Genomic DNA, 25,381 nt, shown 5'->3' on the forward strand with positions numbered 1-25,381 from the left:
TAAGTACTAAAACTTTTTTAAAGGTACTCAAAATAATTTATAGGCTCACAGAGTCTATCTAGAAAATTTATGGTCTTTAGGAAGTGGAGCATCACATGGTTGATCCGTCTTTACATTGACCATTTTCACAGGCCCATCATTGTAGATTGTTACCTTACAGCCTTTTACGACATATTCTTGTTGAATCCCACCGTACATTTCATCCTCAGAAACAGCAGATGCAACATCACATGCCTCGTCAACACGGCACATATCCTCTTGCCCACCTACAGCTTCTGCTCCAGCAGCTTCCATTGCATCTACAGCACTCTCTTGTACTTCAGCATCTACAGCCTGTATTTTTGCTGCATATGTATTTGAAAGATTCATCATAAGAAAAATTGCAAGAAAGAACTTACTACTAGGTTTTATTAAATTCATGAATTATCCATATCTCTTAATTTAAATTTGGTACATAACAGGCGATTTTACTTTACAAGTTAGTGATGCAAAGGGGTTTATATTATAAGGAGCTATTCCGCCTATAATTATACATATAGCAGCAATAGTTGACTCGAAAGAATTCTTCAAACAATGACAAGATATTGACCATTATGAGGATGCGATTAACTACAAAATATCAAATTAAATTGAAATCAAAATCTGCCTAACTCAACCCAAATTTTTATATAGGTTTCTAAGCATTAAAACATTCACATAAAAAAAGCCCCTGCTTTTAACAGAGGCTTTTCGAATTTGGTGAATCGGTGAAATCCTAATTCAAACTAAGTATTGATGACATGGCTTTGTGCAACTCATTGTCCACCGATTCAATTTTATTGCTTTGCCAAGCAATATAACCGTCTGGTCTGATCATTATGCAAGCATTTTCATCATTGCCCCAAGAGCGAGACAGTTCTCCATAAGAGTCTTCAACGTCTCTTTTTGGACCTATCTGTATAACGTTAATATCCAAGTTAAGCTGTTTATTCAGGTTGTCTACAGCACACTTCCATTTGTCACCTTGTAGCCAACAGAACAACGTAAACTTTCCATTTCCGATTAAGTCTAAGGTTGATATTTTTTTATGATTTTTGACTAGCCATACATGAGGGAGTTTATGGCCAGGGGTAAATGAAGGATAATAGTGAAGATCTTCATCTCTACTAGAATCTATTTTATTTTCAATATTATATTCTGTCCCAACAATTGCTGCTGAATGATAACGTACGTTATTTTCGACTCCTAAAGCAGCAAATTCATAAGCTTTATATTCAATTGCAGATCTTAAATCACGACGTTTAACAGCACCTTTTTCATTACCTTCGCTTAAGGCATTTATGCTTCCTTGCATCGTCTCTGTACTGTACTTTCCATCTAACTCTAAAGCAGAAAAGATTGTAGAGAACTCTCTAACACTTTGATTTGCTCGCTTAACAATTCGCTCACCAACAGGTGCTCTTTCATCATTAAAACTGTTTAATAAACCACTACCCGCTTTGCCATTTAATACAAATGCTAATTTCCAACATAAGTTATAAGCATCTTGTATAGAAGAATTTGAACCTAATCCATTCGAAGGTGGATGACGATGGACAGCATCACCAATGCAGAAAACTCGACCTTTCGAATATTGCTCTGCATACATTTCATTGACTGTCCATAACGACTTACTACTTATGTTTATTTCAATATCGTTATCGCCAATAAGCTGCTTGCAAATTGCAATCGCCTCATCATCGGTAAGGGATGGTTCTTCTTTTTCAATGTCATAACCCCAAACAATCTGCCATTCATTCCAAGGTCTGACCATCCGCAACAACCCTAACCCGATTCCTCCAATATTTGCTCCAGGTTGTATAATCCACCACAGGTATCCAGGTCTATGCGAAACGTATTTGGTTAAATCGGCTTTAAAAATAATGCTTATACTGCCACTTTTCCCCATTTTACCTGCCATAGGTAAATCTAAATCTTTTACGACTTGGCTACTTGCACCATCAGCTCCGATTAAATACTTACAGCGGATTAAGTATGTTTGTTGAGTTAATCTATCTAAAACAGTGACTGTTACACCGTCCTCATCTTGTACATGAGATAAATATTCCGTATCAAATCTTGGATGACTCCCTCGTGATGCTGCATTTGAAAGTAAAATAGGTTCAAATAGGTGTTGAGGAAGATCACACTGTTCACAGGGACTCGCTTTAGCATACTCTGACATTCTTTCAGGATGATTCATTCCATAAGGAAAGCGTCCAATTTCATCACCCGTTAAAGATGTGCAATAAACAACATCTCCCATAACTTCTTTTGGTGCCGCTTTTGCGATTACTTCATCAGATACCCCTAAATCTCGAACAATTTCCATAGTTCTTTGACTGATATAATGAGCACGAGGACTGTTTGCCAGCCATCTATATTTAGTTATTATGATATTTCTGATTCCATAACTACTTAACATAAGTGCAGCAGAAGAACCAGATGGACCACTTCCAACAATTAAAACATCAGTTTCTAACATTTTTATCCTATTAATTACATATTTTTGGCAGGTAAATGGCTATTGCATAAAATTAACGAAATAACCATTTGGGATATAATAGTGCTTCTAAAAACTCTTTTAGATCATGTAGGTAAAAACTTCACAACATTAAGTATTAAATAAGTCTATAAAAGTTATAAAGCAGATTTTTAATCAAGATTTTTTATATCAACATAGTTCAGTCTTTTAATAAATATGGCAAAGTTTAAAGAAACCAATGATCTAGAACCCAAAACAAATATAACATTAGAGATTTATTGGTTGCATTGGCAAATCTCTGCATATTTTATAACTCGCAAAAAATAAAATTTAGCTAACTTTTATAAATTCTTTACTAATAAATAAAATTTATGTTGTCAATTTTTTAAAATTTCTTTCGATACTACCAGACTTAAAATCACAAAATCATTAAATAAAATTAAAAAATTCTGCTGAAAATATGATGAACGCACTCATTTATAATATTAATTTTTTAATAATACAAAGATTACAAATTATCCGATTACTTATTACTCCATCGTTAGGCATTCTTCCCTTACATTAACTACATATAGATAATTTCATTGTTCAAAATAATCTAGTGAATTACTCATAAGTAAAACTAAGTTTTTCTTTCGATCTTTCTTCTAACAATTACAGATTCATTAAAGAGAACTATTTGCTGAAGAGAGTCATATTCAAGTTTTATATTTACCAATTTATATTTAATCAATATTGAAAATATAGACATAAAAAAAGCCCCTGCTTTTAACAGGGGCTTTTCGAATTTGGCGGAAGCGGTGTCCGTCTAACAGCAGTCTTATACAGTCCAACGAAATAAATAATAATTATATAATTCATTATATTAAAATAAAATCCATCCAATGCAGTCTTGCACAATCTAGCTCTTTTCGATATTTTTTGAGGGGTAGGTTGTGGGGTAAAAGGTTAGATGCCAAAAAAATCTAAAGAGCTTTCAGCACTCAGTGTATCAAAAATTAAAAAGACTGGGCGACATTCTGTAGGGGGTGTTGATGGCTTATGTTTGAATATAGAAGGTAATTCTCGTGTCTGGATTTTGCGTGCTGTGGTAGGCAAACGCTTAGACAGCGATGGAAAGCTAAAACCACATCGTCGTGATATTGGTCTTGGTCCCTACCCTGAAGTTTCTTTAGCTGAAGCACGAGCAAAAGCTGCTGAATTAAGATTGCAAATCCGAAATGGGATTGATCCTATTCAACATAAACAGGAACAACGCGAAGCTTTACTTCTTAAACAACGACATGAAAAAACTTTTCGTGAATGCGCCAAGATTGTAATTGAGAAGAAAACATTAGAACTTAAAAATGAGAAACATATTGCACAGTGGTCATCTACCTTAGAGACCTATATCTACCCTATTATTGGTGATCGTGTGATTGGGTCTATTACTAAAACAGATATTGTCACAGCACTTGAGCCAATCTGGATAGAAATACATGAAACGGCAAAACGGGTTCGTGGTCGAATAGAAACTATTTTCGATTATGCTAAGGCTATGGAATATTTTGTTGGAGATAATCCAGCCGCATGGAAAGGTAACTTAGAACCTATTCTTAGAAATTTAAAGCAAAAATCTAGACCTCATCCATCATTACCATATATGCAAGTGGCTACTTTCATTCATGACTTAAGACAAAGGAATGGAATTTCTCCCAAAGCATTAGAATTTGCCATATTAACTGCTTGTCGCTCAGGTGAAGTCTTTGGAGCTTTATGGAAAGAAATCGACTTTAAAAATAAGATCTGGATTATTCCAAAAGAACGAATGAAAGCGGATAAAGAACATCGGGTTCCTTTATCTGAAGCAGCAATTAGATTACTCGAACAACTTTATCAAGAAACTCATCCTCAACCAGATGACTTTATTTTCCCTGCTCCACGTGGTGGCATGCTGTCTGGTATGTCTTTAACCACTTTAATTAAGCGAATGCATGACAAGAAATTAAAAGAAGATGGTATTGGCTATATTGATCCTAAGCAAAATCGAGTAATCACGACACATGGTTTCCGTTCCACTTTCCGTGATTGGTCAGCTGATAAAACAGATTACCCTCGTGAAGTCTGTGAACATGTATTAGCGCATAAGCTGCCAGATGAAGTGGAAGCTGCTTATTTACGCGGAGCTTATCTAGAAAAGCGTAAGGGATTAATGGAAGATTGGGGTAAATTCTGTAATACTTAGCAGATTAAACAGTTTAATTTCAAACTAATGCCTAATAAGAGGGAGCTTAGTCGGATTTATACAACCAACAGTTAGGAGACCTTTTATAAAAAATGGGCCATAACTTCTTAAACCAAGTAAATAATATAGTTGAACGTTTTCATCTTAAAAGATAAATTTTATAAGCTTTAGTCAACAAATTTGCTCACAATTCAACCAAATCCCAATTCTAAAATTACTAAAATATCTAGACTGATGCAAGATATTTTATAATACTAGCTGATACCATTAAATTAGGATAAGGTAGTACAGTAGCAAAAATACTACTTTAAGTATACCTAAGTGAAAATGTATCTAGGCTGAATAAATTATCTAAAGCTTAACCCACAGTGTTAATAAAGTTTAAATAACTGTACGGTCTAGTTTGAGGTAATTCAACTTAAATAGCATTTATCTGCTAGTAATTTTTATTGAGATTGTGAAGTAATGAGAAATTTTAAATCGATTGAGGAAAAGTGGCAACGTATTTGGAGTGAAGAAAAAGTATATCATGCCCACGAACCATCCAATAAGAAAAAATTCTACTGCTTAGATATGTTTCCATATCCCTCTGGCTCTGGTCTACACGTTGGTCATCCACGTGGTTATATTGCAAGTGATGTTCTTAGTAGATTTAAGCGTATGCAAGGATATAACGTACTACATCCAATGGGATTCGACGCTTTCGGTCTCCCCGCAGAACAATACGCCATAGAAACTGGACAACATCCCGCTATTACCACTAATAATAATATTAATCGATTTAAAGAGCAACTTTCTAAAATTGGCTTATCCTTTGATCCTAATCGTGAGTTTCAAACATGTGATCCAGAGTATTATCGCTGGACTCAATGGATTTTTATACAGCTTTTCAATTCTTGGTACGATAATAAACAAAAAAAAACTCGTGCCATTGTAGAATTAATCTCTATTCTTGAAGAAAAAGGAAATGCAGGATTAGATAGTGCTCAAACACAAGATACTGAGATCATTTCTGCTTTACAATGGAAACAGTTTTCTGATGTCGAAAAGTCAGATTTTCTAATGAACTATCGTCTAGCTTACAGAGCAGAATCAACTGTTAATTGGTGTGCAGCATTAGGAACAGTTCTTGCTAATGATGAAGTAATAAATGGTCGCTCCGAAAGAGGAGGACATCCTGTTACAAAGAAAAAAATGAAACAATGGATGTTACGTATTACCGCATTTGCGGATAGATTAGAAAACAATCTTAAAAATCTTAATTGGCCAGAAAGTCTAAAAGACATGCAGAGGAATTGGATTGGTAAATCTTCTGGTACAGAGATCTTATTTTCAACAAGTTGTGATGATTTAAAAATAGCAATTTACACAACCCATCCTGAAACAATTTATGGTGTAACTTTTTTAGTAATAGCCCCTGAACACCCTTTAGCCAAGATATTAGCTACTGATCGCAGAAAATATGATGTAGAAAACTACATCAACTCTATTGAGTCTCGTAGTGACAGAGAGCGTATATCTGATAAGAACAATGTAACAGGTGTATTTACAGGTAACTATGCACTCCATCCTTTGACAAATGAAAAACTTCCTATTTGGATTGCCGATTATGTTTTACCAGAATATGGTACTGGTGCAATTATGGGGGTACCAGCTGCTGATGAGAGAGATTTTAGTTTTTCTGAACAATTTAATTTGCCGTTAATTCATATATTTGCAGAAACCGAATCTTCAAAAACTCTAATTAATTCCGATATATTAAATGGTCTTAACTTAGTTGAAGCAAAAGGAGCAATTTGTAATATCTTAGAAGAAAAAGGGCTAAGCATAAATAAAGTTAAATACCGAATGCGAGATGCGATCTTTGGAAGACAAAGATATTGGGGTGAACCTATTCCAATTTACTATAATGAAAAAGGCATACCATTGCCAGTTAATATAGAAGATCTTCCTATAAAACTTCCAAACATTTCGGATTATCGTCCAACTGAAGATGGTCAGCCTCCATTAGCACGAGTAGAAACATGGAGTTATAAAGGCTACCCTTTAGAGACAACAACAATGCCAGGTTGGGCGGGATCTAGCTGGTATTTTTTACGATACACTGACCCAAAAAATAAGAACAACTTTGCAGACTCAGTTAATACATCTTACTGGAATAGTGTAGATTGTTATATAGGTGGTGCTGAACATGCAACTGGTCATTTATTATATTCTCGTTTTTGGAATCAATTTCTTTATGATATAAACTATATTGATTTTGAAGAGCCATTTAAAAAAGTTGTTTGTCAAGGAATGATTCTTGGACAATCTGCCATTATTTATAGAGAAGTAAATACTAATACTATTATTTCTTCTGATATGGTCAAAGATGATAATCTTCAACCTTTACATATTAATATTGATTTTGTTGATAGTGACAATAGTGTAGATATTAATAAATTAAAATCTTGGCGTAATGATTATCGTAATATTAAAGTTATAACTAATGATCAAGGTAAGTTATTATGTGAAAGAGTAATCGAAAAAATGTCAAAATCGAAATACAATGTTGTAATTCCTGATGACATTATTGATCAGTATGGTGCAGATTGCTTCCGCTTACATGAAATGTTTTTAGGACCAATAGAACAATCAGCTCCATGGTCAGTTCAAGCAATCGAAGGTTCTTCTAAATTCTTAAACAAAGTTTTTCGATTATTTTATAACGAAAAAAATCAGCTTATTGTTTCAAATGAAAAACCAAGCGAAGAAGTAATTAAAATTACTCATCAAACAATTAAAAAAGTTAGCGAATTAACAGAAAGCATGAATTTTAATACAGCGATAGCTAATTTAATGACATGTGTAAATAAATTCACCAAACTAAATGTTCATGATCATCGTTCTCTATCAATATTGTTGCAGCTTTTACATCCCTATGCTCCATTTTTAACAGAGGAGTTGTGGGAAAAATTAGGTAATAATAAATTTATATTAGATCAAGATTATCCTCAATTTAATGAAGATTTCATACACGAGGAAGAAGTAAGTTATGCTGTTTCAATAAATGGTAAATTTCGTACTCAAATTATCTTACCTGCTGACATTACTCAGGAAGAAGCAGAAAAGACCGTTTTATCTAATGATGTCATTTTGAAATGGCTAAAAGATAAAGAATTAAAAAAAATAATATTTGTTCCAAATAAAATTATTAACTTAGTTCTTAATTGAGGATTAAAAATATAAGAAGGCAATAAATATTTATTATAATATCCATTAGTACTAACCTATATTGGTTAGTACTAATGGATTTAAATCTTCATAAAAATCAACACCATAAAGATTTAAGCCTTTAAAGTAGTGTATAAGATTTTTATGAGCTTTATCACTATCTATTTTACCAAGTTTTACTAAATAATATTGATTTCTCTTATAATCATACCAACGTTTGACACATCCATAATAACGATCACGTATATCCAACCAAATAGATATAAAATCATCAACAGAGCCCTTATAAGATATAGAGTTTATTAAATATAATAAATCATTTACAACCTCATCAGGTGGCTCTTTAATAGTCAAAGCAGCCAACCTGCGGCCCACTTGTCTTATAATCGAGGCATAACTTCCTTTACCTGGTTTACACCCCAATAAAAACAACTGACAAAATATCATCATTAAATCAAATTTGTGACATGATAAGATAAAATTATTATGTTTATTTAATACAGCCCAAGCAGGATGTATTTCAAATGGATTACGATATGAATAAAGTATAGAAGCAAATGTTTCAAGCCCAAAACCGAATTCTAAACCTATTAACTTATGGTCTCGAAATAAATATACAATTTGCCCAAACTCTTCCACAGAACCATTTTTGTTTTCTAAGCACAATGGGATTCCCTTACCAGTTAAATTATCATTTCCTCCATAAGTCCACCTAAAGTTTATTGATGGATCATCATAAATACATGTAATTTTATTATTTACTCTCTCTATAATTTGACTATATAGTTTAATATCATCTGATTTTACATGAATGACAAGCCTATCTAATAATTGGAGTTCATTAATCAGAAAATCTATAATTATCTCCTCTGTTCGAATAAGTTCAGTAGAAGTATCTATTATTCCGAGCATATTAAAATAACTCATATAATTAAGTCTACAATTTAAATCTCCTAATTTATTTAGATTTTGCAACCTTAAACATGGTTGAAGAACAGCTTTTTTACAATTTTTTATATTTAATAGGGAACGAAATGTTGTAATTGTTGCTGAGGTGAATAGCACTGTTTTATCATGTTCAGGGATGAGACCAAAAGGTTCTACTATATCAAACCCATGATTACTAAAATATTTTAAAAATTGATTACTAATTTTAAAGAGATTGGAACTTAATGTCATTGGATCATTAATATTATATCTTATGTTTTTTACTTTCATTTTTAACTCTTATCTAAATGCGATAAAGAAGCTTGAGGACCAATACTATTATGGTATTTACCTCGATATAATGATATTTCTCCATGAGGAACCCAAAAAGATACCTGACCAATCTTCATACCTCTTTTTAAAACTACTGATTGTGTAGCAAAAAGCTGAAATGTAACTTGTCCAATTGAACCAATATCAATTAGGTCTGCTGTAACATGTACAAATAAGCCTAATCTAGCAACTGATGAACGAGCATGTATAATTGGAACATAATGGTTACTTCCGACTATCTCGTTGCTATGCCCTAGCACAAAACTCCCTTTCTTTAAGAAATATTCTCCATTTTCATCAAATTGTACTCGCCTCACCTCATTTTTTTTCTTCGGATCAAGTATTTCGTCAATATATTCAATTAATTCATCTCCTAATAATAAATCAAAAGAATTAGTTGTAATTTTTTCCACATCAAATGGTTCAATTGTTATACGTTGTAAACTTCTTTCTAAAATAATTTGTTGCCCTGTAAGAATCATTTTTTTATCCTTTAGAAACCTATCGATGGATATGGTTGATTGAATTTAGTGTAACCATCTTTGTAATGATTAATATCGCCAATAGATTTCCAAAATGAAATTTGACCAATCTTCATAAATGGATAAACAACTATTGGATTTATTGCAACAAGCTCTAAGGTCCATGAGTGACAAGATCCTATATGTCCCAAGTTAGCAGAAACTTGTAAAAATAGACCTAATCTTCCTATTGAACTCCTACCTATTAACGACATAGCGAAGATATCACTTCCTAAAGTTTCATAAGTATGACCTAAATATGTACATCCTGGTTTTAATAAATAGCCTTGATCTGGAATTTCAACTTCTTCATATGTACTTGAATTTACAGAATCACTTTTAGGAACTAATAATTGAGAACCCAACCGATAATTATAGCTATTAGGGTTTAGTTGTTCTTTATAAAATGGAGATATTATAATATTTCCATTTTCAACTTGTTTTTCAATTTCTTTACCAGTAAGAATCATAATATCACTCATTTTTACTATTATTAAAAATTATAAGTTCACGTTACTAATAGATGAAATATTATTCACCACTCCTATAGGTCGACTAATCATAGATAATCCAAAGTTTCCACTATAAATTGCTGTAAGGTAATAAATACCTAAAACAGTATCCGATGGAATATATAATTCAAATGAAACTACCGTTTCAGATTTTTTTGATATATAAATACTTTTAACACTAGGGTTAGCTTTAACATCTATCCATGGAATTTTTCCCTCTATAGCAATAGCAATATGAAATAATGATAGTTCATCATAAAAATTTAAATCTAAAGTTTCAAAAACAATATCAATATTTAATTTTCTTCCTCTTTCAAAAGTTTGTGGACATTCTATACGAGCTTTCGGCATATCAAAGGAGATATCAGATATAACTGAACATTGATGGCAAAATCTACGATAACGAATAATATCTGCTCTTTCTATTGCTACAAGCTTTGTTCTATCAGTTGCACTACCACAATATTCACACTCCTTATCTCTATTACTCTCAATATCGATACATACAGATGAATATATTTCTGAAAAATCAAATCTAATTCCCCATTTTGAGAATGTAGAAATTTCTTCACTTATTATTTCATTAACTATTTTATGAACTTTCTGAACTATAGTATTACGTTGAACAATAGGTACCTGAAAATAATTCGTTCTACTAGGAACTTCTCTAGCCATTTTAAACAAGTTAATTGCTTTTCTTGAGTTTTTAACAAACTCATCAATAGAATTTTTATACCAAAGTTTACTACTATTAATATTATCTATATTATTATCAAGCTCAATCACTTTTTTTAAAAACCACTCATTCTTCTCTAGCAATCTTATATAATCTTCTAAATACTTGTTTGTATATATTTGCCTCTTAAGATTTATCTCAATTTTCTTTCCTTTTAATCCAATAGCGCTACAAATAATACAAGTTTTCTTACCTTCAATTTCCTGAATACTAACAACTATATCAATATAGCTTTCTTCATGATTCAATATCTTATTATTAGCCAAATCATAAACAAAAAAACTTATTACATATTCCTCATTATTTAATTCATGTCCAACAGCTTCCAATAAATCTACTTCAGCATAATAAGACTCACAGTCCATTAAATATATTTTTATATTATCTTCTATTATATCCACTTTTACATTATATTCCATATTAATTAATGGAAATTTAGAAATTGTGGGGTCCCCTAGAATTAATAAGCATGGCTGACTTTTAGTCATCACATTTAATATTTTTGCTATTTTTTTTAAAGCAGCTCCTAATGAGAAACCAGAATTAATTAATGATGCATATAAAACAGGTAACCAGTCAGGAGCAGAAGCTACACTTATTGTTGATATAAATGATGATACATTGCCCTCCAATGATGATTTTGCTAACGTTATTTCATATGGATAAATACCTTGCATTGATGCAATTCCCATACATGTAAATAGAAATAAAATATCTGCTTGAACTTTCACAATTGGAATCAATAAATTTTGACCAATTTCTACACGCGAACAATAACTTCCTTGTTGGCAATAATGAGTCTTTTTATCTTCATGGATTATATTTCCAATAGACTTTCCACATAGAACCGCCAAATTAGAACTTAATGAAACATCAATATTCCCCCCATGTCCCATAACTCCTAAATAATAATGGTATGTCTCTAATGTTGAAGTTAATTCTGATCCAGAAAACTCACTACCATCATAAATTAAACATCCATTCTTGTTTGTTGACCGCATACTCGAATTTTGAATAAAGCATCGAAAAGGACTTTTTTCTTTTTTATTAAAATGAGCATGTAATATTTTTGCTAAAATCCAAGACATATTATAAATATCAGTAGCTGGAATAACACCAAATTCATAAAATGAAGAGAATTCCGAAAAAAAAGTCATTTTATTATTTGTTAATAGGCTAGCTGAAATTAACATACAGATTGGACCATCTATCGTTAATGATATAAGTTTCTCATTTAAGCTACTATCATCAGCTAATTTTATTACTTTTCTTTTAGTAGCTACAGCTAATAAATTAACAAATGGAAGCCATATATCTTCTATATAAACAATTGTGCCTTTAGTTTCCACCTTATCTTTGTTATTACAAATGATATTTTCTGGCAATAAATCAGAATTATAAAAACAATGTGAAATATTCCTAGATTGACTCCACAATTTAAATTTATCATCTATCCCTTCCTCAATCAGCAAAGGAATTCCTATATTTTTAATACATTCCTTGCACCCATTAACTTTTTTATATTTAAAATAAAAATTATTATAATCAAGCAAATCTTTACATAAATATAAAATAAAATTATCATTTAAATTATTTACATTTATCATCAAAAAATCTCTTTTATTTCAATATTAATAATCAGTTAATTCTGCAATTAAATTTGCAACTTCTTCGAGTGTACTTTTTTTAAATAACTCTTGAATTGGTAATTGCACTTTTAATATTATGCGCAACTTAATTAAGACCTTCGGGAGAAGAAGAGAATGACCTCCTAAAGCAAAGAAATTATCATTAATACTAACTCGCTCAACCTTAAGTACCTCTTCCCAAATAGTTGCAACAATTTTTTCTATTTCTGTACGAGGCGCAATATATCCATTACTAACTGCCTCCCGTGAACCTTTAAGCCCAGCTAACGCTTTACGATCCACTTTTCCATTAGGAGTTAATGGAAACTCATGAATAAAGATCCAATCCGATGGAATCATATATTCAGGAAGCAATTTCTGTAGCTGAGCTCTTAATTCCATAATATTTAAATTTACTCCATCCTCTGTAACTAAATAAGCAACTAGTCTTTTATCTAGCTCCTCGCTCACTAATACAACGGCTTTTTCTATAGCTTTAATTTCTTGCAAAGCTGATTCAACTTCACCTAGCTCAATCCGAAATCCTCTAATCTTAATTTGATGATCTTTACGACCCTCAAATTCAATACTTCCATCAAGCAAATATCGCGCCAAATCTCCAGTTCGATACATACGACTTCCAGGTTTTCCAAAGGGATTTGGGACAAATTTTTCTGCTGTTAAATCAGGCCTATTCAAATAGCCCCTTCCTACGCCATCCCCTGAAATATAAAGCTCTCCAGTAACTCCAACAGGAACAAGCATAAAATTCGAGTCTAAAATATATATCTGTACATTTGAAATTGGGCGGCCTATCGGTATGACTGCTATATTTGTTGAATTAGCCTCATATCGATAAAAAGTAACTACATCAGAACACTCTGTTGGCCCATATGAATTAATTAGATTTATTCGCCTTTTTTGAAAAAACTCTATTAATGATGAATTAATAACCTCTCCACCAAGAATTACAGTATGTACTGAATCATTAGCTAAAATATCTTTATATGCATTAAATACAGATGGAGCACAATTAATATGAGTAGGATTGTGCTTTAATACCGTCAATCTCAGTTGATCAATATCACTAATTTCACCTTGTGGAATAATAATTCTTCCCCCATTAACTAATGTTCCAAAAATATTTTTCTGAGTTAAGTCAAAGCCAAATGAGCTAATTAGTAACATTTTTATTGGATTAATATTGTTTATAATTTCACCAGAATACCACTGTACGAGATTCGTAAAACCACGAAGCGTATTCAATGTACCTTTAGGTTTTCCTGTCGATCCTGAGGTAAATATACAATAAGCCAAATTATCGGCATAACATATTTGCTTCAAATTTGATGGAGAATATTTCTGAATTTCATGCCAATTTTGGTCAAGATAAATTATTTTGATATTTTCTTGTGGTAATTGATTAGATAAAATACTTTTAGTTAATAATATTTGAGTTGCTGTATCTTGTAGTATATATTTTAATCGCTCTATCGGATACTCTATATCAATAGGGACATAAGCTCCCCCAGCTTTCAAAACTCCTAATACAGTAATGATCATTTCGATACTGCGCGACATATATATTGTAACTAAACTATCAGGTTTAACACCAATTCCGATTAAATAACCGGCTAATTGATTAGCTTTAATATTAAGTTCTCTATATGTGATTTGTTGATCTCCAAAAACTACTGCTATATCATCTGGTGTTTTTTGGACTTGCTCTTCAAAAAGCTCACATATATTTTTATCTCTTGGATATTTAACTTCAGTATTATTCCAGTCAATCAAAATTTCTTGTTGTTCTAGCTCAGTTAATAGAGGGATTTTTTTAATTTCAGATTGAGGATCTGCTACCACATATTTCAAAAGTACATTAAAATGTTCCACCATCTTTTCTATTTTAATTTGATCAAATAAATCAGCCTTATATTCAATTACCCCTGAAATAGAACCTTCTATTGTTTCTGTTAAACTTAAAGTCAAATCAAGTTGGGTATCATTTGTTGAAGAAGTCAATAAAGGGGTCATTTTTAGATATGAATTCCGTATTCTTTTTGGAATTAAAGTATCTAATGTAAAAAGGGTCTGAAATAAAGGGGCCCTATTTAATTCACGATAGGGTTGCAATATTTCTACAACTTTTTCAAAAGGTATATCTTGATATTCACTTGCTTCAAATATATTTTCACGTATTTTTTTTAATAACTCTTCAAAAGTTGTAACTTCTTCTAGCTGAATTCTTAATGGAAGAATATTTACAAAAAAACCGATGACTCCTTCAAGCTCAATATGATTTCTATTGGATACAGGATAACCAATACAAATATCATTTTGTCGACTATATCGACTAATTAATATGCCAAATACTGAAATTAAAAAAATGAATATGGTTACTTGATTTTTCTGACTTATTTTACGCAAAGAAGTGACTACATCTGCCTCAAGTATAATACTAATAGAGTTAGCTCTATGACTAGTCAATGTGGTTGGAGACTTATTAAAAGGTAAATCAAGCATCGAGTTTAAATTTTTTAGCTTATTTCTCCAGTAATCAACTTGCTTATCAATTACATCCCCACCTAACCAGTTATGTTGCCATGCAGCAAAATCAACATATTGAACTGATAAATCTGCTAATGGGTTAACTGAACCATTACTAAAAGCCTCATAAAGACGATCTAATTCCTCTGCCAATACATTTATTGACCACCCATCAAAAATAATATGATGAATGACAAATAGTAAAGAATGCTGAAAGTTGGAATGCTCCACAAGAACAATTCTAAATAGGGGACCAATTTGAAGATCGAAAGGTTCTCTTGCCATATTTCCAAGTATTAATTTTGCAATCTTACAGGAGTCCCCCATAGCTGATGTATTAAAAACTTCTAATGATAAATGCGCTTCTGAATTGATCACTTGAAAAAGGACTGAATCCTTCTCTATAAATTTTGTACGGAAAGCTTCATGACGATATGTAATATGGAGGAGCACTTTTCTGAGTATCTCAGGATCTAACTGCCCCTCAATAAACCAGCCAAAGGGTATGTTGAACATATTAGTATTCGAATATAGCTTATCTAAAAACCATAATCGCTGCTGTGCATAAGAAGCTGGAAATAGGTCTATATTCGACATAAGTAATCTCCTCTAATCTAATCCATTTGACGTCTTAAACTTGCAGGACGCATATCTGTCCAATGTATATTGATATATTCCAAGCAGTCTTCCTTAGAACCTCTCATCGGTTGAATAAACCAACCAGCCGGGACTTTATAATCAGCCTTCCAGATAGAAAACTGTTCTTCTTCATTCATTACTACAATGTATTCATCTTGCTGCATTACTGCCTCCAAATATATTCGTTAATTTAATTTCTACTAAAATATTGTCATTTTTCACTTTTTATAAAGCACAACACTTGTATGGACATAATTGTCTCTAATTACGTATCTCCCACAAATATGAAAACTACTCCTAGAACCTAAAACATCCGAATTCATGTATATTTGCCCAGATAAAGGGTCAATATCAGTGATTTCAAGCTCATCAAAATCAATGAAGCGCTTTACATATGGATAGGCAGCTTTATAAAAAGCTTCTTTGGTAGAGAACATCAACGTTGCTAACTGGCATTTGGTCAACAATTCATTTTTTAATAATTGACTTTCTTTTATACTTAGACAAACATTGGTGATATCAGCACACCCATCCTCATCAACACATTTTTCAGAATCAATCCCAATCCCAATATAGGCAGATGCAGGTGCAACAACAGCACAGGCAAAATCTTGGGTATGTGTTATTGAACCAATAATACCTCTAGGCCATATAGGTTCACCTTTACTGCCAATCGAAATTGTGTTTGAGGTATTATTAATATTGAGTGCCTTAATAGCCCATTTAGCACAAACTCTACCAGCATGATGTTCTAATTTTCTTTGAAAGATAGCATCTGCAAGATAAGGATAATGCTCTAAAAGCTCTTTCTCTTTTATTTGAGATGCTAATTTATTCAAACTCAACATGCTGCTTTTAGTCCCTAAAGGTAAAATATATGGTCCAGAACTTGGCATTACTGATAAAATAGAGTGCATTCTTATTTACAGGAATATATTAAAAATTAGAGGAACGTCGAGTAAGGCGTGTCAGAGCTGGAATTATTTGCTTTTCTCCTGTTAAAAAGAATTGATCCAGTCGCTCACAAAACACACACAAGTTAGGAGCATCCAGTAGTAACCTCAACGCGATTTTTTTATCAAACTTTTCACTGACACGTGAGATTATCTGGGTAGCCAATAAAGAATGACCTCCTAAAGCAAAGAAATTATCATTAATACTAACTCGCTCAACCTTAAGTACCTCTTCCCAAATAGTTGCAACAATTTTTTCTATTTCTGTACGAGGCGCAATATATCCATTACTAACTGCCTCCCGTGAACCTTTAAGCCCAGCTAACGCTTTACGATCCACTTTTCCATTAGGAGTTAATGGAAACTCATGAATAAAGATCCAATCCGATGGAATCATATATTCAGGAAGCAATTTCTGTAGCTGAGCTCTTAATTCCATAATATTTAAATTTACTCCATCCTCTGTAACTAAATAAGCAACTAGTCTTTTATCTAGCTCCTCGCTCACTAATACAACGGCTTTTTCTATAGCTTTAATTTCTTGCAAAGCTGATTCAACTTCACCTAGCTCAATCCGAAATCCTCTAATCTTAATTTGATGATCTTTACGACCCTCAAATTCAATACTTCCATCAAGCAAATATCGCGCCAAATCTCCAGTTCGATACATACGACTTCCAGGTTTTCCAAAGGGATTTGGGACAAATTTTTCTGCTGTTAAATCAGGCCTATTCAAATAGCCCCTTCCTACGCCATCCCCTGAAATATAAAGCTCTCCAGTAACTCCAACAGGAACAAGCATAAAATTCGAGTCTAAAATATATATCTGTACATTTGAAATTGGGCGGCCTATCGGTATGACTGCTATATTTGTTGAATTAGCCTCATATCGATAAAAAGTAACTACATCAGAACACTCTGTTGGCCCATATGAATTAATTAGATTTATTCGCCTTTTTTGAAAAAACTCTATTAATGATGAATTAATAACCTCTCCACCAAGAATTACAGTATGTACTGAATCATTAGCTAAAATATCTTTATATGCATTAAATACAGATGGAGCACAATTAATATGAGTAGGATTGTGCTTTAATACCGTCAATCTCAGTTGATCAATATCACTAATTTCACCTTGTGGAATAATAATTCTTCCCCCATTAACTAATGTTCCAAAAATATTTTTCTGAGTTAAGTCAAAGCCAAATGAGCTAATTAGTAACATTTTTATTGGATTAATATTGTTTATAATTTCACCAGAATACCACTGTACGAGATTCGTAAAACCACGAAGCGTATTCAATGTACCTTTAGGTTTTCCTGTCGATCCTGAGGTAAATATACAATAAGCCAAATTATCGGCATAACATATTTGCTTCAAATTTGATGGAGAATATTTCTGAATTTCATGCCAATTTTGGTCAAGATAAATTATTTTGATATTTTCTTGTGGTAATTGATTAGATAAAATACTTTTAGTTAATAATATTTGAGTTGCTGTATCTTGTAGTATATATTTTAATCGCTCTATCGGATACTCTATATCAATAGGGACATAAGCTCCCCCAGCTTTCAAAACTCCTAATACAGTAATGATCATTTCGATACTGCGCGACATATATATTGTAACTAAACTATCAGGTTTAACACCAATTCCGATTAAATAACCGGCTAATTGATTAGCTTTAATATTAAGTTCTCTATATGTGATTTGTTGATCTCCAAAAACTACTGCTATATCATCTGGTGTTTTTTGGACTTGCTCTTCAAAAAGCTCACATATATTTTTATCTCTTGGATATTTAACTTCAGTATTATTCCAGTCAATCAAAATTTCTTGTTGTTCTAGCTCAGTTAATAGAGGGATTTTTTTAATTTCAGATTGAGGATCTGCTACCACATATTTCAAAAGTACATTAAAATGTTCCACCATCTTTTCTATTTTAATTTGATCAAATAAATCAGCCTTATATTCAATTACCCCTGAAATAGAACCTTCTATTGTTTCTGTTAAACTTAAAGTCAAATCAAGTTGGGTATCATTTGTTGAAGAAGTCAATAAAGGGGTCATTTTTAGATATGAATTCCGTATTCTTTTTGGAATTAAAGTATCTAATGTAAAAAGGGTCTGAAATAAAGGGGCCCTATTTAATTCACGATAGGGTTGCAATATTTCTACAACTTTTTCAAAAGGTATATCTTGATATTCACTTGCTTCAAATATATTTTCACGTATTTTTTTTAATAACTCTTCAAAAGTTGTAACTTCTTCTAGCTGAATTCTTAATGGAAGAATATTTACAAAAAAACCGATGACTCCTTCAAGCTCAATATGATTTCTATTGGATACAGGATAACCAATACAAATATCATTTTGTCGACTATATCGACTAATTAATATGCCAAATACTGAAATTAAAAAAATGAATATGGTTACTTGATTTTTCTGACTTATTTTACGCAAAGAAGTGACTACATCTGCCTCAAGTATAATACTAATAGAGTTAGCTCTATGACTAGTCAATGTGGTTGGAGACTTATTAAAAGGTAAATCAAGCATCGAGTTTAAATTTTTTAGCTTATTTCTCCAGTAATCAACTTGCTTATCAATTACATCCCCACCTAACCAGTTATGTTGCCATGCAGCAAAATCAACATATTGAACTGATAAATCTGCTAATGGGTTAACTGAACCATTACTAAAAGCCTCATAAAGACGATCTAATTCCTCTGCCAATACATTTATTGACCACCCATCAAAAATAATATGATGAATGACAAATAGTAAAGAATGCTGAAAGTTGGAATGCTCCACAAGAACAATTCTAAATAGGGGACCAATTTGAAGATCGAAAGGTTCTCTTGCCATATTTCCAAGTATTAATTTTGCAATCTTACAGGAGTCCCCCATAGCTGATGTATTAAAAACTTCTAATGATAAATGCGCTTCTGAATTGATCACTTGAAAAAGGACTGAATCCTTCTCTATAAATTTTGTACGGAAAGCTTCATGACGATATGTAATATGGAGGAGCACTTTTCTGAGTATCTCAGGATCTAACTGCCCCTCAATAAACCAGCCAAAGGGTATGTTGAACATATTAGTATTCGAATATAGCTTATCTAAAAACCATAATCGCTGCTGTGCATAAGAAGCTGGAAATAGGTCTATATTCGACATAAGTAATCTCCTCTAATCTAATCCATTTGACGTCTTAAACTTGCAGGACGCATATCTGTCCAATGTATATTGATATATTCCAAGCAGTCTTCCTTAGAACCTCTCATCGGTTGAATAAACCAACCAGCCGGGACTTTATAATCAGCCTTCCAGATAGAAAACTGTTCTTCTTCATTCATTACTACAATGTATTCATCTTGCTGCATTACTGCCTCCAAATATATTCGTTAATTTAATTTCTACTAAAATATTGTCATTTTTCACTTTTTATAAAGCACAACACTTGTATGGACATAATTGTCTCTAATTACGTATCTCCCACAAATATGAAAACTACTCCTAGAACCTAAAACATCCGAATTCATGTATATTTGCCCAGATAAAGGGTCAATATCAGTGATTTCAAGCTCATCAAAATCAATGAAGCGCTTTACATATGGATAGGCAGCTTTATAAAAAGCTTCTTTGGTAGAGAACATCAACGTTGCTAACTGGCATTTGGTCAACAATTCATTTTTTAATAATTGACTTTCTTTTATACTTAGACAAACATTGGTGATATCAGCACACCCATCCTCATCAACACATTTTTCAGAATCAATCCCAATCCCAATATAGGCAGATGCAGGTGCAACAACAGCACAGGCAAAATCTTGGGTATGTGTTATTGAACCAATAATACCTCTAGGCCATATAGGTTCACCTTTACTGCCAATCGAAATTGTGTTTGAGGTATTATTAATATTGAGTGCCTTAATAGCCCATTTAGCACAAACTCTACCAGCATGATGTTCTAATTTTCTTTGAAAGATAGCATCTGCAAGATAAGGATAATGCTCTAAAAGCTCTTTCTCTTTTATTTGAGATGCTAATTTATTCAAACTCAACATGCTGCTTTTAGTCCCTAAAGGTAAAATATATGGTCCAGAACTTGGCATTACTGATAAAATAGAGTGCATTCTTATTTACAGGAATATATTAAAAATTAGAGGAACGTCGAGTAAGGCGTGTCAGAGCTGGAATTATTTGCTTTTCTCCTGTTAAAAAGAATTGATCCAGTCGCTCACAAAACACACACAAGTTAGGAGCATCCAGTAGTAACCTCAACGCGATTTTTTTATCAAACTTTTCACTGACACGTGAGATTATCTGGGTAGCCAATAAAGAATGACCTCCTAAAGCAAAGAAATTATCATTAATACTAACTCGCTCAACCTTAAGTACCTCTTCCCAAATAGTTGCAACAATTTTTTCTATTTCTGTACGAGGCGCAATATATCCATTACTAACTGCCTCCCGTGAACCTTTAAGCCCAGCTAACGCTTTACGATCCACTTTTCCATTAGGAGTTAATGGAAACTCATGAATAAAGATCCAATCCGATGGAATCATATATTCAGGAAGCAATTTCTGTAGCTGAGCTCTTAATTCCATAATATTTAAATTTACTCCATCCTCTGTAACTAAATAAGCAACTAGTCTTTTATCTAGCTCCTCGCTCACTAATACAACGGCTTTTTCTATAGCTTTAATTTCTTGCAAAGCTGATTCAACTTCACCTAGCTCAATCCGAAATCCTCTAATCTTAATTTGATGATCTTTACGACCCTCAAATTCAATACTTCCATCAAGCAAATATCGCGCCAAATCTCCAGTTCGATACATACGACTTCCAGGTTTTCCAAAGGGATTTGGGACAAATTTTTCTGCTGTTAAATCAGGCCTATTCAAATAGCCCCTTCCTACGCCATCCCCTGAAATATAAAGCTCTCCAGTAACTCCAACAGGAACAAGCATAAAATTCGAGTCTAAAATATATATCTGTACATTTGAAATTGGGCGGCCTATCGGTATGACTGCTATATTTGTTGAATTAGCCTCATATCGATAAAAAGTAACTACATCAGAACACTCTGTTGGCCCATATGAATTAATTAGATTTATTCGCCTTTTTTGAAAAAACTCTATTAATGATGAATTAATAACCTCTCCACCAAGAATTACAGTATGTACTGAATCATTAGCTAAAATATCTTTATATGCATTAAATACAGATGGAGCACAATTAATATGAGTAGGATTGTGCTTTAATACCGTCAATCTCAGTTGATCAATATCACTAATTTCACCTTGTGGAATAATAATTCTTCCCCCATTAACTAATGTTCCAAAAATATTTTTCTGAGTTAAGTCAAAGCCAAATGAGCTAATTAGTAACATTTTTATTGGATTAATATTGTTTATAATTTCACCAGAATACCACTGTACGAGATTCGTAAAACCACGAAGCGTATTCAATGTACCTTTAGGTTTTCCTGTCGATCCTGAGGTAAATATACAATAAGCCAAATTATCGGCATAACATATTTGCTTCAAATTTGATGGAGAATATTTCTGAATTTCATGCCAATTTTGGTCAAGATAAATTATTTTGATATTTTCTTGTGGTAATTGATTAGATAAAATACTTTTAGTTAATAATATTTGAGTTGCTGTATCTTGTAGTATATATTTTAATCGCTCTATCGGATACTCTATATCAATAGGGACATAAGCTCCCCCAGCTTTCAAAACTCCTAATACAGTAATGATCATTTCGATACTGCGCGACATATATATTGTAACTAAACTATCAGGTTTAACACCAATTCCGATTAAATAACCGGCTAATTGATTAGCTTTAATATTAAGTTCTCTATATGTGATTTGTTGATCTCCAAAAACTACTGCTATATCATCTGGTGTTTTTTGGACTTGCTCTTCAAAAAGCTCACATATATTTTTATCTCTTGGATATTTAACTTCAGTATTATTCCAGTCAATCAAAATTTCTTGTTGTTCTAGCTCAGTTAATAGAGGTAAACTTTCTAACTTTAGAGAAGGATTATTGATAATTTCTTTTATGAGAAAATGATAGTGCTTGAGCATCCTTTGAACTATATTAATCTGTATTAATGTAGTGTCAAAATCCATCACACAACGTGTAATATCATCCTGTATCTCTTCAACTTCCAATTTTAATTGATTCTTAGCATATTTAGTCTGGATGGAATCAACAACTAAATCAATATCACCCAGCTTCCATACACGCTTACTGATAGGTAAATAATCAAAAACTAAATTCATCCATGCTTCACTTGGTTTTCCTCCCAATTTTCTTACCTCTTTCATGAGTAGAGGAAAAGGAATATTCCTAGCTTCTAATGCTTCAAATTGCTGATCGCTAACTTTTTCAATAAAATTTATTAACGTTTCTTTTGGGTTCAGCGCCACCCGTAAAATAGACATATTAACTAAATAACCAATTGTTGATTGATCTTTAGCTATTCTTGCATCCATAGGCAAAGCTAATGCTAAATCTTCACTATGTATATATTGCCAAAGAAGTATAAAGAATACAGAAAGATGTATAGCTGCTGGAGTTGTTCCTATATCAATTGCAAGGTTACGAATACTCTTCGTTAATTCAGGGGAAATATTTATAGAAACACTACCAGCCAGTCCTACACTCATCTTTTGCTTTACTCTAACCATAGGTAAAGAGAAAGGAAAAGAAAGATCTAACAAGCCTTCAGCTGTTTTTCGCAGTAGTGTCTTTCCTACATCACTCTTTAAAAATGCATCTTCTCTTTCTAAAAAGGAATACTCTAAGACCGTCTTATGAGTTGATAGCTTATTAGAATGATAATAGCTCGACAGTTTATCAATCAAAATTCCAACTGACACACTATCAAATACAATATGATGGACTGTAATTAGTAAACCTGTACCCACATCACTTTCCACGATGACCACTCGACATAAAGGTCCTGTATCTAGATCAATTGGTGCTCCTGCTTCAATATATGCATAATCTTGTAAACTACCTTTTACTCGTTTGACTGGTATTTTTAAGCGTTTAGTACAATCAAAACTAGGAATAAAGTCTCGGACCGTTACATATGCTCCAAGACAGGGATGCTCTTCTAAAATAGTATCCAAAGCCTGCCTAAGTAGTTTTTCATCAATTGATTTAGATGCATTGAATGCAAGGACAACATTATATGAAGCACAAGATTCACTACTAACTTTAGCAAGATACCATATGCCTTGTTGACCAATACTCATAGGAATTATAGTTTTCATGAAAGAAAAGACTCTTTAGAATTAACAGTTGATATTGTAAAAATATATTTTCTGGCTCGATATAGGGTAAATAAGCTAACAATAACTAAAATAATACCTAAAATAGAAAGTAGCATCCCTAAACCAGCTGATCCGCCTGTTCCCCAAATTTTTTGCAATAATGGAGAATTTCCTATCAAAAAATCAGTAATATATTTTGAAAATGGAATTGAAAGTAAAGTGGCTAATGGAATAAGTGAATATGAGATCATTCTACGTGCTGCGAATACTTTCCCTTGTATCTCTGATGGAACATCCATCTGCCAAATTGTTTGTGCTGTGGCGATTAACATTGAAACTACCATCCCACTAAAAATAACGACTATGAACCCTCCAATATCACTCCTAATCCCACCCCATATAATCATCAACACCCCAAAAATACTTGCATAAAGGTAAATAAATTGTTCTAGACGATTTCCTAAATACTGAATTTTAGCAATTAATATCCCTCCCAAAAGGGCACCAGCACCTTCGAGTGCAAGTGCAACACCTAGAGACTCTTTACTACTAAATGATAAAAAATGCGGAATAAAACTTACTGTAAAAACTCCACCTGCAAAGTTATAGGTAGTAGTAAAAATAAGTAGCCTAAAAGAACGAGGGTTTTTTATAATCCAACGTACGCCATATAATGCGTTATGCAAAAAACCAATATTTATTTTTTGTGTTTTTATAGGTGCTAGCAATTTACCGTTAAGCACCATTATTATTGTAACTAATGCAGCAATTGATGTTAAAATATCAGTAGAAAATACCCACTCAGGCCCCAAGCTATATAACATTACAGCTCCAATTAAAGGGGCTCCAATTTCAACAACACCAGCTAAAGACTGTTCAATTCCATTGACATGAGTTAATAATTTTGAAGGTACAATGTTTCCAATTGTTGCACCCATTAAAGTCCATCTAAAACTACTTACAGTACTTAGAGCAAATGTCACGCAACATGCCTGAAAAAGCCCAAAAGAGTTGTTTAGGAATATAATTAGAGCAAAAAAAACTATAAGAGCGGTTATACCTTCACATGCAGCTAATAAATATTTCTTATTATAGTTATCCACTATCACCCCAACAATTGGAGCCAAAACTAAATTAGGCAGCAGACTCAATAAAATCATAGTAGCAAATAAAGCATATGACCGTGTTTTTTCAAAAACCCATATATTAATTGTAAATATAGTCATGCTAGCTCCAAAAGTACTAAGAGCTCTAGTTATTAATAGCCAATAAACACTATATGGAACAAATAATTTAGAATTTTCTTTCTTAAATATTACTTTCATTCTGTCCCATCCAA

The 25,381-nt window shown here is 32.5% G+C and carries 16 protein-coding genes; 2 read left to right on the plus strand and 14 right to left on the minus strand.

Going from position 1 to position 25,381, the window contains the following annotated elements; genetic code table 11:
- Positions 1-54: 54 nt before the first annotated feature.
- A complete protein-coding gene (locus tag I7H67_RS00455; protein ID WP_198306897.1) occupies positions 55-372 on the minus strand; it encodes a hypothetical protein in 318 nt (105 codons plus the stop codon).
- Between the two features lie 382 nt (positions 373-754).
- Complete coding sequence (locus I7H67_RS00460; protein WP_198306798.1) at positions 755-2,503, minus strand: FAD-dependent oxidoreductase; 1,749 nt, start codon at positions 2,501-2,503, stop codon at positions 755-757.
- A gap of 952 nt (positions 2,504-3,455) precedes the next feature.
- Here I7H67_RS00460 and I7H67_RS00465 point away from each other — a divergent pair.
- Both I7H67_RS00465 and leuS read left to right on the plus strand, forming a co-directional pair.
- On the plus strand, positions 3,456-4,727 hold the full coding sequence (locus tag I7H67_RS00465; RefSeq protein ID WP_198306799.1) for a tyrosine-type recombinase/integrase: 1,272 nt from the start codon (positions 3,456-3,458) through the stop codon (positions 4,725-4,727).
- Positions 4,728-5,192: 465 nt separating this feature from the next.
- A complete protein-coding gene (gene leuS, locus I7H67_RS00470) occupies positions 5,193-7,940 on the plus strand; it encodes a leucine--tRNA ligase (protein WP_198306800.1) in 2,748 nt (915 codons plus the stop codon).
- A 51-nt stretch (positions 7,941-7,991) separates the two neighbouring features.
- Here leuS and I7H67_RS00475 read toward each other — a convergent pair whose 3' ends face one another.
- From I7H67_RS00475 to I7H67_RS00530, 12 genes are read right to left on the minus strand one after another with little or no spacing between them, the layout of a single operon-like run.
- Positions 7,992-9,158, minus strand: coding sequence for an alanine--tRNA ligase-related protein (locus I7H67_RS00475; protein WP_198306801.1), 1,167 nt, complete (start codon positions 9,156-9,158; stop codon positions 7,992-7,994).
- A gap of 2 nt (positions 9,159-9,160) precedes the next feature.
- Positions 9,161-9,682 (minus strand): dCTP deaminase, encoded by a 522-nt coding sequence (gene dcd, locus I7H67_RS00480; protein ID WP_198306802.1) that lies wholly within the window; start codon positions 9,680-9,682, stop codon positions 9,161-9,163.
- An 11-nt stretch (positions 9,683-9,693) separates the two neighbouring features.
- A complete protein-coding gene (locus tag I7H67_RS00485; RefSeq protein WP_198306803.1) occupies positions 9,694-10,191 on the minus strand; it encodes a dCTP deaminase domain-containing protein in 498 nt (165 codons plus the stop codon).
- Between the two features lie 30 nt (positions 10,192-10,221).
- Positions 10,222-12,576, minus strand: a complete 2,355-nt coding sequence (locus I7H67_RS00490) for a hypothetical protein (protein WP_198306804.1) — start codon at positions 12,574-12,576, stop codon at positions 10,222-10,224.
- A gap of 24 nt (positions 12,577-12,600) precedes the next feature.
- Positions 12,601-15,741: a non-ribosomal peptide synthetase gene (locus I7H67_RS00495; RefSeq protein WP_198306805.1), complete on the minus strand. Its 3,141-nt coding sequence runs from the start codon at positions 15,739-15,741 to the stop codon at positions 12,601-12,603.
- A 17-nt stretch (positions 15,742-15,758) separates the two neighbouring features.
- Entirely contained in the window at positions 15,759-15,959 is a 201-nt protein-coding gene (locus I7H67_RS00500) for an MbtH family protein (protein ID WP_265091379.1), read from the minus strand.
- Between the two features lie 42 nt (positions 15,960-16,001).
- Positions 16,002-16,700 carry a 4'-phosphopantetheinyl transferase family protein gene (locus tag I7H67_RS00505; protein ID WP_198306806.1) on the minus strand — a complete coding sequence of 233 codons (699 nt, stop codon included), beginning with the start codon at positions 16,698-16,700 and terminating at the stop codon, positions 16,002-16,004.
- Between the two features lie 19 nt (positions 16,701-16,719).
- Positions 16,720-19,917, minus strand: coding sequence for a non-ribosomal peptide synthetase (locus tag I7H67_RS00510; protein WP_198306807.1), 3,198 nt, complete (start codon positions 19,915-19,917; stop codon positions 16,720-16,722).
- Positions 19,918-19,934: 17 nt separating this feature from the next.
- Positions 19,935-20,135 carry an MbtH family protein gene (locus I7H67_RS00515; protein WP_265091379.1) on the minus strand — a complete coding sequence of 67 codons (201 nt, stop codon included), beginning with the start codon at positions 20,133-20,135 and terminating at the stop codon, positions 19,935-19,937.
- 42 nt (positions 20,136-20,177) lie between these two features.
- Entirely contained in the window at positions 20,178-20,876 is a 699-nt protein-coding gene (locus tag I7H67_RS00520) for a 4'-phosphopantetheinyl transferase family protein (protein WP_198306806.1), read from the minus strand.
- 19 nt (positions 20,877-20,895) lie between these two features.
- Complete coding sequence (locus I7H67_RS00525) at positions 20,896-24,042, minus strand: non-ribosomal peptide synthetase (protein WP_198306808.1); 3,147 nt, start codon at positions 24,040-24,042, stop codon at positions 20,896-20,898.
- Complete coding sequence (locus I7H67_RS00530) at positions 24,039-25,367, minus strand: MFS transporter (RefSeq protein WP_198306809.1); 1,329 nt, start codon at positions 25,365-25,367, stop codon at positions 24,039-24,041. The genes I7H67_RS00525 and I7H67_RS00530 overlap by 4 nt, the downstream gene beginning before the upstream one ends.
- Positions 25,368-25,381 lie beyond the last annotated feature (14 nt).

Origin of the sequence: Acinetobacter sp. ACIN00229, assembly GCF_016106645.1 — a bacterium.
Lineage (GTDB): Bacteria > Pseudomonadota > Gammaproteobacteria > Pseudomonadales > Moraxellaceae > Acinetobacter > Acinetobacter oleivorans.

Bases quoted from the DNA above. Each gene is read 5' to 3' on its own strand.
- I7H67_RS00505 (WP_198306806.1), bottom strand. From the start codon at position 16,700: ATGCACTCTATTTTATCAGTAATGCCAAGTTCTGGACCATATATTTTA.
- I7H67_RS00460 (WP_198306798.1), bottom strand. From the start codon at position 2,503: ATGTTAGAAACTGATGTTTTAATTGTTGGAAGTGGTCCATCTGGTTCT.
- I7H67_RS00510 (WP_198306807.1), bottom strand. From the start codon at position 19,917: ATGTCGAATATAGACCTATTTCCAGCTTCTTATGCACAGCAGCGATTA.
- dcd (WP_198306802.1), bottom strand. From the start codon at position 9,682: ATGATTCTTACAGGGCAACAAATTATTTTAGAAAGAAGTTTACAACGT.
- I7H67_RS00475 (WP_198306801.1), bottom strand. From the start codon at position 9,158: ATGAAAGTAAAAAACATAAGATATAATATTAATGATCCAATGACATTA.
- I7H67_RS00485 (WP_198306803.1), bottom strand. From the start codon at position 10,191: ATGATTCTTACTGGTAAAGAAATTGAAAAACAAGTTGAAAATGGAAAT.
- leuS (WP_198306800.1), top strand. From the start codon at position 5,193: ATGAGAAATTTTAAATCGATTGAGGAAAAGTGGCAACGTATTTGGAGT.
- I7H67_RS00530 (WP_198306809.1), bottom strand. From the start codon at position 25,367: ATGAAAGTAATATTTAAGAAAGAAAATTCTAAATTATTTGTTCCATAT.
- I7H67_RS00520 (WP_198306806.1), bottom strand. From the start codon at position 20,876: ATGCACTCTATTTTATCAGTAATGCCAAGTTCTGGACCATATATTTTA.
- I7H67_RS00495 (WP_198306805.1), bottom strand. From the start codon at position 15,741: ATGTCGAATATAGACCTATTTCCAGCTTCTTATGCACAGCAGCGATTA.
- I7H67_RS00525 (WP_198306808.1), bottom strand. From the start codon at position 24,042: ATGAAAACTATAATTCCTATGAGTATTGGTCAACAAGGCATATGGTAT.
- I7H67_RS00455 (WP_198306897.1), bottom strand. From the start codon at position 372: ATGATGAATCTTTCAAATACATATGCAGCAAAAATACAGGCTGTAGAT.
- I7H67_RS00490 (WP_198306804.1), bottom strand. From the start codon at position 12,576: ATGATAAATGTAAATAATTTAAATGATAATTTTATTTTATATTTATGT.
- I7H67_RS00465 (WP_198306799.1), top strand. From the start codon at position 3,456: ATGCCAAAAAAATCTAAAGAGCTTTCAGCACTCAGTGTATCAAAAATT.